Consider the following 14,134-nt stretch of genomic DNA (forward strand, 5'->3'; position numbering starts at 1 on the left):
GTTCAAATTTGGTTGCACACACAACTTTCCGTGTTTGCCTGGCCCGGCACCATCCCGAGCGTCGCGGCTGCTTGCACACACCGACGACATCGGACCAATGGTCCAGCCAATCACGCGACCTTCGACGACTTGCCTCGCCAGCGCCATCGGGGCTAACCCGCAGCCGGGCCGGCATCGCTTCATGCCGATTTTCGATCGGCATATTTTTCATTCGAGTAAATCGAAACGGCAATAAATTCGCCTACAGATTTTTCAACAAACCTCTTGTTCCATTACAAAAAATTACGTTGTATATTCACTCGCGGATTGCTTGTCAGGTTCCGGTATCGAGAACGTCGGCAAACTGTCCGAATTTGTACCGCCCGGGTAATTGTTCGAATCCCGGGTCATGAAAAAGGCCAACGGCGAGAATCGCGCGCAAGTCCAGTATTTGCGCGGCGCAGCACGTGGCCAGCTTGAGCAAGCGCGTACAAACCCATGCCGCAGAGCATGGTTTGTTTCCTATTCGTTTATAAACAACAGGGCCTTCGAACATGCACGCCTTCACATAATTCCGCGCAAGTCTTTCCGGTAATTCATTCAAAACAGCCAGCCATTTCATTTCGCTGCGAAAAATCGGCGAGGGCCTACTATTGCCCACCGATTTCGACGCGCGATTAACCGTTCATTTCACCCTCGAAGGAATCGGCATGAGGATCACACTGCGTCAATTCCGGTATCTGCCGCTCGTCAGCGCCGTCGCGCTGGCACTCGCCGCCTGTGGCGGCGACGACGGCGGCTCCGGCTCGCCCGTCTCGTTCGGCGCCGCCGCGAACAACCAGACCAGCAATGCCGCGCCGGCACCGGCCGTGGATCGCAGCACCAAGCCTGTCGAAATGCCCGATACGGTGGTGCCGGTCAACTACAAGCTCTGGTTCCGCCCGAACGATGCCCTGAACCAGTTCCAGGGCCGCGCCGACGTCGAGATCAACGTGCTGAAGCCGGTCAACGCGATCGTGGTGGCCGCGCACCGTCTGCAGTTCACCAACGGCAAGATCACGCTGCAGCCGGGCAACATCCCGCTGATCGCCACGCCGCAGGGCCAGGGCGACTACGTGCAGTTGCGCCCGGCGAGCGGCACCATCGCGCGCGGCAGCTACTCGCTGCACATGGAATGGCAGGGCATCATCAACTTCGACTCGCACGGCGATCCGGCCCAGGGCACGGTCGGCAGTTGCGACAACGATCCTTATCCGGGCTGCTCGGCGGCCGAAGGCATGTTCCGCGTCGACCTGGTCGCCACCGACGGCACCACCAGCGGCGCGGTGCTCACGCAGGGCGAATCGGACCTGTCGCGCCAATGGTTCCCGGGCTGGGACGAGCCGGCGTTCCGTCCGACCTACGAGCTGTCGGCCGAGGTACCGCAATCCTGGAAGGTGGTGTCGAACGCGGCGGAGAAGCCCGCGGCCAACATCGGCGCCGGCTACAAGCTGGTCTCCTTCGAGAAGACCCCGCCGATGCCGTCCTACCTGGTGTTCTTCGGCGGCGGCAAGTTCGACACGCTCGAGGACGACTTCACCAGCCCGCTGCCCGACGGCCGCGGCATGCACTTGCGGATCTTCACGCCGCCGGGCATGAGCGAGTGGGCCAAGCCGGCGATGCAGGAAACCAAGCAGGCGCTCGACTACTATTACCGCTACACCGGCATTCCGCTGCCGCTGACGAAGTTCGACACGGTAGCCGCCAACGACAAGTTCAAGGATCAGAAGGACCTGAACTTCGGCGGCATGGAGAACTGGGGCTCGATTCTGGAATTCGCCGACGACATCCTGCCCAAGCCCGGCACGCCGATGTCGAACTACGGCCTGACGGTGCTGACGCACGAGGCCGCGCACCAATGGTTCGGCGACCTGGTCACGCTCGACTGGTGGGATGACGTCTGGCTCAACGAGTCCTTCGCGACCTACTTCGAGACGCGTACCAAGATCCAGTTCCATCCCGAGGTCTTCAACTGGGTGCAGGACATCAACGACAAGGCTCGCGTGATTCGCTCCGACATCGGACCGAAGGCCTTCCCGGTGCAGCCGAACTTCAATGCCTTCGGCTCGAACGACTTCGTGATCAATGCCGGCACCTTCGTCTACAACAAGGGCGGCCATGTGCTGAAGATGCTCGAGGGTTATCTCGGCGACGAGGTGATGCGCAAGGGCCTGCAGGAGTACTTGAACAAGTACGCGCTCGGCAATAGCACGCCGCAGCGGCTGTGGGATGCCTTGTCGGATGCGAGCGGCCAGAAGGTGGGCCCGATCGGCGACAGCTTCGTGCGCCAGACCGGCGTGCCGCTGCTCTCGCTCGACACGCAGTGCGACCTGACCAAGAACGAGAACATCGTGACGCTGAAACAGTCGCCGTTCCCGAACAAGAACGCCTATCCGGGCACGCAGTGGACCATCCCGGTGACGCTCGCCTATGGTGACGGCCTGATCAAGCGCACCACGCTGTCCTTCGGCGGCACGCAGACCCAGGTCCGCCTGCAAGGCTGTACCCCGGTGCTGGCGAATCCGAGCGGCTTCGACTACTACGTGACGAACTACAGCGACACCGCCTGGAGCGCGCTGCAACCGCAACTGGCACGCACCACCGATCCGGTGCTGCTGGCCAACCTGCGCAACGACACGACCCTGCTCGTCAACAACGGGCTCGCGCCGGCTTCGCGCAGCGCCTCGCTGACGGCGATCAGCCCGCCGGCCGCGATCATGCTGCGTCAGTTGCCGGCCACGGAATCGGTGGTTCGCGAGAGCCAGCCGGTGGTTCGCTTCCACGGCAAGTTCGCCGCTCGCCAGCGCACGCAGTAAGCATCCCGAACCGAGTGCGACGCGCCCAGGCGTGTCGCACTCGCGGCCCACCCGCCGGCGCGCGCCCGTCATTTCAGCAAGGACGGACGTGCGCCGGCATCCCCCTCTTCGTCATTCGCATTCCAAAGCGTTGTCGGTCGCGTGATGCATGTGTATCCCGATGCCGCCGACATCACGACCGCCTCGTCAACCTCACCCTCCCCCTGGTTCGCCGCCACCCGATCGCATCGAATGGGCTTGCGCGAAGCCCCGAACGCGTCCTGCCCGCCAAACTCGCTGAAGTATTCGGAGTTCTCGGCCGGGGTATGGTTATCCCCGACTGGCGCTATCTCCGTAACGAGATAGGATATCCGACAACAAAACGGCAAGCCGACAGTCAGCCGTCCGTAACGGTGCCCGGATGGACGGCGACTGGCGCATCCCGCGAGACCATCGCGGTGAAATGCCCAGTGGGTAAGAAGTATCAGAATGAAGAGTCCCCGGACTCGAGGGGGAGGCGGATCGATACGCGCGCCACGTCGCGTGGCTGCATCGATTTCACTCCATGTTGTCTGACGACAGATGATTTAAAGCCACAAGCCTGCTGACGTGCCCGTTCCCGCGACGGCCGCGCGCGACGACACGCCCGTCGCCTGCGCCGCCCGCGGTGCCCGGGTGCGGCCGCGAGCAGCCGTGACCGTCCACCCGGACGTCGTCGCGCGGTCTCGCTCGGGCCGGCCGACCGGCCGACCCGCCGACTGGCCGATGAAAAGGAGATGCCTCGATGCACTGACGATTCGCCCCGCTTCCCGCTGCCTCGCTGTCCTGATCATTCCAATGGAGACACCATGTTTTCGATAAAACAAACACGATCCGCCCTCGCCGTCAGCACTGCCCTCGCCGCCCTCTTGCTCGCCGCCTGCGGCGGGGAAACCAGCACCCCGCCCAGCGCCGGCTCGCCGGGCACGCCGGGCAATCCCGGCACGCCGTCGACGCTGGCCAGCTCCTTGCAGGGCATCGTCTACGGCACCGCCACCACGGCGGTGCCGAGCGGCGCGAACATCCCGATCACGATGATGGGCCAGATGCGCGCGTTGTTCGACAAGATCAAGGCGGCGCCCGATTTCACGCAGGTGGTGATGGACCTCGGCGACGGCAGCCCGGTGCACGTGCTCGATACCAATACCGGCGACAAGTTCCTGCCGGGCAAGCTCGCGCTGGGCCTGTCGTGGATCCTGATCGACATGAAGTCGAAGAACGATCCGCAGTACGCGGACTATCTCGCCACCTACCAGAAGGTAACGTCGGCGATGATCCAGGGCACGCACGGTACGGATTACCTGTATGCGAACACGTCGTGGGGCGAGTATTACTACCTGGTTGCACTCAACAACTTCCAGGCGCACGGCATGCTCAACGAGGTGTTCAGCGATTCGATGCTGGCCACGCTGCAGCAGCGCCTGCTGTTCTGCGACATGTTCGGGCCGGACGCGAGCGGCAAGACCAATACCTGCCCGGCGGCCGGCACGCCGATCGACATCGCCTCGCTGAACACGGCACAGAACTACTACGCGGTGTCCTATGGCATCGCCGGCCTGCGCCAGAAGCTCGGCTGGAGCAGCCCGGGCTTCTCGTCGAAGACGGACGCGACGGTCGCCACCATGAATGCACGCGACGCCCTGCTCTACACGCTGACCAACCACATCCGCAACGACTCCTCCGGCGGCTTCTCCGACGAGGCCTCGAACACCAGCAAGACCTATTACGACCAGGCGCGTTTCGACCGCTACAGCACGCTGCTGATCGGCGAGGTGACCGAGCGCACCTTCGAGATGGGCAACGAGGCGAATCTCACGCCCGAGCTGAAGGGCTATCTGCGCAAGTCGGTCGACCTGATCCTGCCGCAGTTGAACACCGACGGCCAGGGCTTCAACTATGGCCGCTCGATCGGCCCTTACGGCGATTCGGCCTTCATGGAGGTGCTGACGGCCGCCGCCAACGCGGGCGTGCTGACCGACGACGAGAAGAAGGTCGCCTATGCCTTCATCTATCGCGCCGCGCTGCGCTTCGAGAACTTCTGGTACGACCCGACGCTGCCGACGCCCTCGGTCAACATGTGGGTCAAGGGACGCGGCACCGATACGTATCGCGGCAAGCCGCGCGTGATGGGCGAGAACTTCAGCCTGCTGCACCAGTACATGTATGTGAACGCCTGGTGGAACAAGCTCGGCTTCGGCAGCACCGCGCCGCTCACCGACACGCAGTTCCAGTCGTGGCTCGATACCACCCAGCCGCATTACAAGCTGACCTGGTACAACCAGCCGACCGACACCGCGCATCCCTATAGCGCGGCGCTGGTGACGGTGCGCGACGGCAAGCGCGTGATCAACCTGAACCTGAGCCAGGCGCCCGACTACAACTCGTTCACGCCGTATTACCCGGTGCCGTTCTCGGACAAGCTGATCTACGGCACGACCGACCTCGCCTATGCGCTGCTGATCCCGCAGGTCAGCTACAACGGCAAGACCTACCAGCCGGTGACCTACTACAAGAATCTGAACGTGCAGGAGAGCAACGGCCAGGTGGTCGTGTCCTTCGACACGGCCAAGTTCCGGGTCGCCTCGAAGAACGCGGCCGCGTCCACCGATCTCGACCTGCAGACGCATACGGTGGTGACCTTCAGCCATGGCACGATCTCGCGCACCGATACGCTGAGCTCGGGCACGCTGACCGGCAACCTGTCGGTGGAGACCGACTACACGGCGTTCAACGACTTCTCGAACAGCACGGCGAATGCCGATGGCGTGTCGGTGTCCTACTCGAACGGCGCGGCGACCAACTACGCGACCACCGGCTTCGACAACTGCGCGTTGTCGGACTTCAGCACCGCGAACGGCACCACCAACCCGCTCTCGACCACGCCGATCGGGCAGTTGCATTCGAAGTTCGCCTGCACGACGCAAGCGTTCACGCTGGGGACCGGCCAGAGCAAGACGCTGAGCTGGACGCTGAAGTATGCGGATCCGGCCTGATTCGATGTGACCGGTGCGTGTGACCGGTTCGGCCGGCCTCATGCTCGTCGGTAATGAAACGCCCCGCTCCGACATGTTGTCGGGCGGGGCGTTTTTCTGCTTCGTGTCGGGCAGGTAGGTCGGATGACTACCGCACGCTGTTCAACACCGTCGACCGACTATCGGGCTCGGTCATGGAAGTTTGAAATATCGATGTGTGACCTGGTGGATTGTCAGATAGCCCCGGGCCGCAGCTTCAGGCTGTCCAGCAAGGTGTCCCAGGTCTGCAGGGCGCCTGCTTCGTCGACCGGCGATGTGGCTTGCTCGGGAGGTAACGTGGCTCGCGGCGGTGCGCCAAGATGCATCTGTATCGACGTGTGCGGCCGCGCCAGCGTGCTCGGATCTCCCGGCGCCAAAAGATAGAAGCGAAACACCGTGACGTCGCCGTCGCGAAGTTTGAACAACACTTCCTCCGCATCCATTCCCGCCACTTGCCGTTTTCCTTGCCGAAGGATCTGGTAACGGCCCGGCATGCGATTCAACTGCGCACGCAGGTCCGACATGTTTTTCGTAAGGGGGTGTCCTTGGTCCTGCGGGACGGCATCACGCATCTTGATCAGCAGCAGCGCCGGACGACCAGGCAACAATGCGAAGGATTGGCTGACGTCCTCGGGATATTCCGCTTCCCCCGTGATGAGGCCGCTATCGACACAAAAGCCTGCTTCGCGTGGCACGTCCCAGTTGTCTCTTGCCTTGAAGCGACGGAACATGTCTTTATAAATATTCTCGGCTTTATCCAATCCCATTTGCCCGATCGATCCAGTCGTGCGTAGCAACGCGCCATCCAGATAGGCGTAGCCGTCGGACTTGTACGGCATGGCCACTGAATCCGTGGTAGTCATTCGGTATAAAAATACGCGCGATTCCGGCGTCGGCGAATACGCCTCCACCAACCAGGGCAATCCTGTCTCTCGTTTAAAATCGGCAAGATCGACCCGCTGCTTGGTTTGAAGCTCTCTTTCCCTGGTGGCGACCTGATCATGAAAATCTTCCGCCGTGATGTGCTCCGTGGTGACAAGCGCATGGCTGCGGTAGCCATACGCGGCATTGGTGATGGCACTCGACGCTGGTCGCTGGAAGACGAAGCGCCCGATACACCAAGGACGCGTCTTGGAGACAATAGGATTATTCATGATTGATTCGCTCGAAATTGCAATCGAGCAAGCGCACAGGCTCGCCAAAAAACATACAACTCCACTCAAGCCCTTAATGGTTCGCATATGGCAGCTCATGCATCTTTTACGATTTGGATAACGCTATAGAGCAAAGCCCATCGCGTCGCATGATGCTCGTAACTGAACTGATGCTCGTATCCACCCTGAACGAATGCCATCCTCACACCCTCCGCCTTGTCGCCTGTCACTCCTGGCTTCAGACCTCTTGCCTGCGCTTCTGCCGATCTGGCTGGAACGGTTCCATCGCCACGGACCATTCCGTTATTCCGATTCGGCTGCGGCAACATCTTTGTTTTCTGAACGGCAAATGAAATCGTCAGATTTCTACTTTCGATCCGAACACGGATATCACCTTTGCGGGAGTCGGATAGCAAAGTTGCCGTAACAAGCTCTTCCTCGGTGACGTCGCCCGGCAAATCGTCTGCTGTCCAGACAACGGCCCCCCATGTCATCAGCTTCACGTGGGAGTCAGTTTTTTCGAGCAATAAATCGTCAGCACTGTGTTTCATCGGCACATTAGCCGACGCTACTTCGCTGGCAACGCCATCCCCGTACGCCACATAGGTGCTTCCATGGTACCGGTCAGTCAATTCATGCTGACGCAGAATCACCGTGTCGAGCATCTCCCTGTAGTTCGACAGGACAGTTTTTTCAATCTTGGAGTCTTTGAGCCTTGCTTCGACGATGCCTGCCGGATCCAACTGATCTTCAGGCGGATGAGCGCCGTACCACTTGGAGTTCAAATAGATTTCGTTATATGCGTTGCCTTTCTTTTTTGGAAACTGCATCTTGATGTCGCCGTTGATCCGGGAAAAAATCCACCACGGCTTGCCATCGTCGTAGTCCGGCATCGGCAACAACTCGAGCGGCCCCGGCGCATTCGCCGCCACCGCCACGAATTCCGGCGCGTCGCGCCCGAGCAGGCTACCGTTCACGAACCCGTCCATCCCTCCTTCGCTGCCGCCACCGGTACGCAGCCGCTTTGCCGCCACCGGCGCCCCGGTTGCGGGCTGCACGCTGTGAAACACGCCATGCAGCAAATCTTCCGCGCCGTGATGCAAGACAGCGAAGCGGGCCACCAGCCCTCCCATCGAATGAGTCAGCACGATTGCCTTGCCCGTATGATTCTCGGCGCAGATCTCCCTGATCCCCATCAGCCGAGTGATCTCCTTTGTTTGCACGTCGTCGCAATCGAGGCCGTCCACCACGTCACGACCTGAGTCGTCATTCGACTGCAGCCAGTTGTAGCCGATCGCGTAGACGCGATACCGAAACGACGCGAATCGCCTGAACTCCGCCGAATCGGCCGAAATGGCGCCGGGCCCTTCCGTACACGAGCCGTACAAGCTGGGATCCGTGCCGAGGATGGGATGCAGCGCCCAGTTCTTTCCGGATGGATCGCCTTCGGCCCAGGGCCCCTGTAGTTCCCCGAGAAACATCGGGTTGTTCAAATGCGCTTCCAGCCAGAGAAGAATCGAGTGATAGCTCCACCGATGCACCGAGCCCCAGCCTCTGCGCCGCGCCTCGTCCTCGTCGAGGATCGCGCCGCTGCCGACGTCGATCGGCCCCAGCGGCGTCACCGTGGCCGACCGTGGATCGAAGCGCATCTCGCGCGCGGCCGCATTTCGAAACCAGCCCACGATCACACTCAACAGGCCCGCGATCGCGGACCCGATTGTGTCCATGTTCGGCGCGAAGAACACTTCATCGCCGCTGTCCTTGTCGACGAGCAGGGAGCCCATCACGCCCGGCAGGAAAATCACCGGCATGATCGGCCGCGGGTCGCACAGAATCTCCTTGGTTCGCTTGTCGTCCTCGGGTGTCAGCCTCACCGTCGCCACCGACGCGCCATCCGCGGCGGTGCGTGAGGTGAAGCGAACGACATCGTCTTCGGCCGTATCACTCGCGAATTCGATGCCCTTCCCCGATATCGTTTCGTTTTCGCTCATCGTTGGCCGTCGCACCTCTCGCCTGTGGGATTCAATCGGGTTCGTCGCTCCCGCCGTCACGAGCAACCAGCGTGCGGATCGTCAGCGACTCGGCATCATGGCTCTTCTGCACAAGCGTGTATCCGTGTTCGTTTGTCGCGCCACGGAGCGTCGTGCCGTCGGACCTGACGACTTCATAGGAATGGTTCTTAAGCACTTCGCCGGTGATCCGATGGCGCAACACGTGAGGATCGTTGAATGCGGTCTTGGGCAGTTCGTTCATGTGCTCGGGCACCGAACTCGGTCCCTGCCGGCTGAATGACGCGGCCTTGATGGCACGCGGCCCTCGGCTGCCGTCCTCGATGCCGTCGGCGGTGATGCGGATATACGAGCCGCCGCACTTCAGCATGATTTCCGTCTTCGCCTCGATCACCACGCTGCCCCGGTTGCCCTTGATCGAAACGCTGCGATCGCCGTACATGAGGACGTCGTCGGATTGCGCCTGGATCTCCACCTTGCCCTTGGCGGCAAACAGCTTCATCCCCGCCGTCTGCACGAACAGGCTGAGCTTCTCGGCCGCCACCGCGATCAAGGATTTCCCCGTCGCGATGTGGGTGCTTTCGCCACTCACCAGGCTCAGTTGCCGGTCCACGCTGAACTGCCCCGACTGCTGCGTCGAGAGGCCGATGCCCGCGGGACTTGCCATCATCAGCAGCGGCGTCGAGAAACCGTTGGCGCTTCCACCGCCGCCGCCCGCCGTGCGCCCACCCGAGGTTTCGCCCGGCATCGAATGCAGCACGGCCTTCGCGACCGCTTGCATCGAGTCCTGGCCGGCCGTCAGCGTTTCCGCCCGAGCGCTTGCACTGGCACTCGACAGCGACTCGACGAGCAAGCCGGTTCGATCGAGTTGTTCGCGCAGATCCCCGAGCGCGAGCTGTTCGTCGTCGTGCGCCACCGGATGTGAATGGAGATAAAGGCCTCGCCTGGCTCGCACCACGCCGAAGTCGTCCGCGTGCAGCATGAATCCCGCACCCAGGTAGCGGCCGCGTGCATTGCCGTCCTGCTCGATCAGATAGCCCTGGTGAAAAAGGCTGTAGCGCTGCCCCGTCAACGTCGTCGCACGCGTGGCACCCTGGTTCGTCGCATCGTCGTGAACGAAGGCGTTGTAGGCACCGGTGTCGCCGAATCCGCGCGATTTGAAGCCCGATTGCAGCACGTCCGTATGCCATGGCGGACGCGTCAGGCCGCCCGGCAAACGCCCGAGGATGAATGGACGATCGCAATCGCCCTGCCAGTGGCCGACGACGACCCACTCGCCCGCACGCGGAACATGGACCGCCCCGTAATTGCCGCCGGTATCCGCCTGCACGGATAGCAGCGGCGGCGAGGTGGCGTACTGGTTTTCGTCATGCCGCCGGTCCCATGGAAAACGAACGCGGACGCGATTCCACTCATCGGCCCAGGCCTCCTCGTCTTTCGGCGCGACAACCAGGGCGTGCTCGTTCGGCACGGTCGGCTTGGGATGCTCGAGCGGGCTGCGAAATTCGAGCCTGGTCTCCTGCGCCTCGATTTCAACCAGGAAAACTCCCTTCCCGGTGCCGACGGCGGTTGCGCCGTCCTGGTGCCGCGTCCCGTGCAGCGCCCGCGCGTCGGCAAGCGCCGCGTCAAGACCATGAGGCAAGGCGAAAGCCTGCGATCCGATCGGCACGTTGTTTTCGATCGTCCAGCGGATCTCGACCACCACGAACTCGCGTTGCCGCGGATCCGATTCGACGTGTCGAGGATGGCCTTCAAGCGAGAAGCGGCTACCGGCGTCGAGCCAACGGATTCCAGCGACCCCGCGATACCGTCGCGCCTCGGAATCCCAGGCCTCGGCGCGAACCGTCGCGCGCCGATTGCCGGCATCGACGCCGCGATAGCCATACGAGGTTTGCTCGAAGACATCGAGCGGCGCAGCCGGAATCTCGTGGAACGATGTGTGACGCCGCTGCCGTTCCGGATACGAGGTCGCGTTCAATGCGCGGCTCGTCTCGCAGGCGTAGTTCGGTTCCTTGTAGTCGAACGAGCGGGACAGGTAGCCGAGGCTCTGTATCGACTGCATGGCCGACCATTGCGAGAAACCATCCGCCTCTTCGCCGAAGTTGTCATGCAGGTAGTTCGCCGGTTTCGCGCCGGGCAAGGCGCCGATCCGATCGACGATGACAAGCGTCGTATCGGCCTGCGTTTCGGATCCGCGATGCTCCCAGTAGTAGTACCAGCCCTCGTCTTCGAGCAGCCGGCACACGAAGTTCCAGTCCGTCTCGCCTTGCCGGCAATACGACCGGATCCGCGGCTCCCCGGCAAGGCGGAACCGGAATCGTCCTCGCAACTGCGGGTAGCGATCGAGAACCTCGGAAACGATGTCGACGGCGTCGCGCTCCAGCCAGAGCGCGTCGTCGCGACGATAGCGAAGGAAATGGAGCGCCGACGAGAATTCGATCTGGTAGATCGCGAGGCCACCGTCCATGCCAAGGAAGCCAACGTGATGAACGAAGCCGTGAATGTTCGAATACTCAGCCCGGTTGTCGAACGCATTCCGTTGCCGGATCGACAGCGTCACCGCTTGATGCATCAGCGAGAGCAAGGCGATGTCGGCGCGCGTGGATACGACATCGATCGTGAAGCGATAGTCCCGCCCGATCCGCGACGAGCCAAGCAGGCGGATCGGCACGAGCGTACTCGCGCCCAGTGGCGTATGCAGCTTCAGCAGCCTGTCATGCTGCAGCCAACCCCGTTGCATCGATTCGATGAGCGCCCATTCCGTTTCGTCAGCGCGTCGCCGCTCCGGTGATTGCACCATGTCGTGAATCCTCCCGTCATGTGGCCGGAACGACGAGATGGCCTGTCCCGGCCCATATCTCCGATCCGACTGTTTTTCGAAGGCCGTCGCGAAATGAAGCGCCAAAACGCCGCTTCGCGTCCTGTGCGGATACGGTCCTTCATGGCAGCCTTACCGTAGGCAAGCAGCAAGAAAGCTGTCAATTGAACAATCGGGAAATGATGAGAAACGAGCGGCGAATCTTGCCGAAATACGATTTGGAACAAACCAGCCGGCCGAGATACTCGGCGTCGACTTCCCGGAGGGAGGAAAGGACGAGACGAATGGAAAACCTGACGAATCACCTGGAATTCAACGACGAACGGTTCACGCGCGGGTTCGGCAGGCTTAACCCCGACCATTGCCGGCCGTCGCCGATGCCCGCGGCGCGAACCTGCTGCCCGAGGATCTCGAGCACCTGCGTGGAGCGCTCAATGGATGAACGCCCGGCACATCGCTAGCTCGACGTCGCAAGCTCGCGATTCGCATGCACATGGAAGCGGCAGACCTCGCCGAACCCGAGCCGCCGATACACGCCGAGCCCATCGGGCGAAGCCTGCAACGCGGCCCGGCGCACGCCGTCCCGCTCGCGCGCCAGCGTCAGCGCCGCGTGCATCGCGGCCGACGCCAGGCCACGTCGACGCTGGTCCGACGCGGTACTGACATCGAATACATGCGCCACGTCATCGTCGATGTAGAGCGCCGCCGTGCAGACCGCGCGCCCCTCGACTTCGCCGAGATAAAGCTTCAAGGGCTCGCTGCCGTCGAGCCCAAGCGCGGCGACCTGCGCATAGAAAGTCTCGACGCAAGGGTCCGGCGGCACGAACAGCGCGCCGATCAAGCCGGCGAAACGTGCAATATCGTCCCTGCCGCTTGCCTCGCGCAACACGAAACCCTCGGGATACGCCGGCGCCGGCAGCGAATCGAGCTCGGCCAGCATGCCGATGCTGGTCTCGTCGTAGCGGAAACCATGGGCATCGAGCATGCCGGCGATCCCCGCGCTGCCCGCTCCCTCGACGAACCACCAGGCAGCGGGCCGGCGTGCCTCGTTGAACCCGCGCGCGATGGTCTCGACCGTTTCCGCTCGCGCAAAACCCGTTGCATCGCCGATCACGAGATTGAAGGTATCGGAGCGCAGGCCGCTATCGATCACGAGCTGCCCGCCCAGGCTGCTCACACGCATCGCGCCGCCGATGCGGCACGGGAAATAGGCGTTCTTGCTGCGCATGCCGTCGATCAGCGTGGCAACCGATGCGTGATGATCGTGACGCCTGGAAGAAGCGGTGTATGTCATGGCCCTCTCGATTCGTTGTTATCGACCGCGAAACCGTTTCGACAGAACCGACCGCGGCTTCGCTTATCATGTCGCGCCGGTGCCGGACTGTGCCTGCCAGGAAGCCGGAAACCGGGATTTCAATATCATTCGGCCGCGTAGGATAACTGAAGGAATCATGGAAGGAAACATGAAGCGAAACCCACCCGCCCGCCACGCCCCGATCCTCGCGATCGCCGCGGCGATCCTGTCGAGCCTGAGCCTGGCCGCCTGCGTGGTCGAGCCCGCCCAGCCGGTGGTCGTGCGCACCGCGCCGCCGCCGCCGCGCGTCGAGGTGGTGCCCGAGCCGCGCGTCGGTTATGCCTGGGAAGGCGGCCACTGGCGCTGGGTGCATGGCGCCTACGAATGGGAGCCGGGCCACTGGGAAGTGGTGCGCGTCGGCCATCATTGGGTTCGTGGCCACTGGGTCGAGCGCGGCCCGGGTTGGGTGTGGGTCGGCGGTCACTGGGACTGATCCGGCCGAGTGCGCGGGACGCTGTCGGCGCCCTCGCCTCGCCACCATGAAAAAGGCCGGCAGGACCGCGCAAGGCGATCCTGCCGGCCATCGCGAAGCCGCCCACGGGCGGCTTTCGCTTGATCAGCGTCCCAGCATCGGCAGCTTGAGGCCGGCCTCGCGTGCGGTTTCCTGCGCGAGTTCGTAACCGGCATCGGCATGGCGCATCACGCCCGTGGCCGGATCGTTGAACAGCACGCGGCCCAGGCGCTCCTTCGCGGCATCCGTGCCGTCGGCCACGATCACCACGCCCGAGTGCTGCGAGAAGCCCATGCCGACCCCGCCGCCGTGGTGCAGCGACACCCACGACGCCCCGCCTGCCGTGTTCAGCAGCGCATTGAGCAGCGGCCAGTCGCTGACCGCGTCCGAGCCGTCCTTCATCGCTTCCGTCTCGCGGTTCGGGCTCGCCACCGAGCCCGTGTCGAGGTGGTCGCGCCCGATCACGATCGGCGCCTTCAGCTCGC

8 protein-coding genes and 1 pseudogene are annotated in these 14,134 nt (G+C 62.8%); 3 read left to right on the plus strand and 6 right to left on the minus strand.

The window, feature by feature from the left end:
• Positions 1–313 precede the first annotated feature (313 nt).
• Complete coding sequence (locus tag F3J18_RS22580) at positions 314–601, minus strand: hypothetical protein (protein ID WP_166914323.1); 288 nt, start codon at positions 599–601, stop codon at positions 314–316.
• Positions 602–689: 88 nt separating this feature from the next.
• On the opposite strand from F3J18_RS22580, the gene F3J18_RS22585 reads away from it, so the two are divergent.
• Positions 690–2,834: a M1 family metallopeptidase gene (locus F3J18_RS22585; protein ID WP_025101952.1), complete on the plus strand. Its 2,145-nt coding sequence runs from the start codon at positions 690–692 to the stop codon at positions 2,832–2,834.
• Between the two features lie 827 nt (positions 2,835–3,661).
• Complete coding sequence (locus tag F3J18_RS22590; protein WP_025101951.1) at positions 3,662–5,845, plus strand: hypothetical protein; 2,184 nt, start codon at positions 3,662–3,664, stop codon at positions 5,843–5,845.
• 212 nt (positions 5,846–6,057) lie between these two features.
• Here F3J18_RS22590 and F3J18_RS22595 read toward each other — a convergent pair whose 3' ends face one another.
• The 4 genes from F3J18_RS22595 to F3J18_RS22610 form a co-directional block, all read right to left on the minus strand.
• Entirely contained in the window at positions 6,058–7,017 is a 960-nt protein-coding gene (locus F3J18_RS22595; RefSeq protein WP_240154600.1) for a T6SS immunity protein Tli4 family protein, read from the minus strand.
• Positions 7,018–7,112: 95 nt separating this feature from the next.
• A complete protein-coding gene (locus tag F3J18_RS22600; RefSeq protein ID WP_166914326.1) occupies positions 7,113–9,008 on the minus strand; it encodes an alpha/beta hydrolase in 1,896 nt (631 codons plus the stop codon).
• Positions 9,009–9,039: 31 nt separating this feature from the next.
• Positions 9,040–11,826: a type VI secretion system tip protein TssI/VgrG gene (gene tssI, locus F3J18_RS22605; RefSeq protein ID WP_166914328.1), complete on the minus strand. Its 2,787-nt coding sequence runs from the start codon at positions 11,824–11,826 to the stop codon at positions 9,040–9,042.
• A gap of 475 nt (positions 11,827–12,301) precedes the next feature.
• Positions 12,302–13,138 (minus strand): GNAT family N-acetyltransferase, encoded by an 837-nt coding sequence (locus tag F3J18_RS22610; RefSeq protein ID WP_166914330.1) that lies wholly within the window; start codon positions 13,136–13,138, stop codon positions 12,302–12,304.
• Between the two features lie 169 nt (positions 13,139–13,307).
• Here F3J18_RS22610 and F3J18_RS22615 point away from each other — a divergent pair, with 169 nt between their 5' ends.
• The gene (locus F3J18_RS22615; RefSeq protein WP_025101945.1) at positions 13,308–13,631 is read left to right on the plus strand and encodes a YXWGXW repeat-containing protein; all 324 of its coding nucleotides are present in this window, start codon (positions 13,308–13,310) and stop codon (positions 13,629–13,631) included.
• 123 nt (positions 13,632–13,754) lie between these two features.
• On the opposite strand, the pseudogene F3J18_RS22620 reads toward F3J18_RS22615, so the two are convergent.
• Positions 13,755–14,134: pseudogene (locus tag F3J18_RS22620) on the minus strand (urocanate hydratase); the annotation flags it as partial.

It is taken from the genome of Burkholderia sp. Ax-1720, from assembly GCF_011753035.1.
Taxonomy (GTDB): domain Bacteria; phylum Pseudomonadota; class Gammaproteobacteria; order Burkholderiales; family Burkholderiaceae; genus Burkholderia; species Burkholderia gladioli.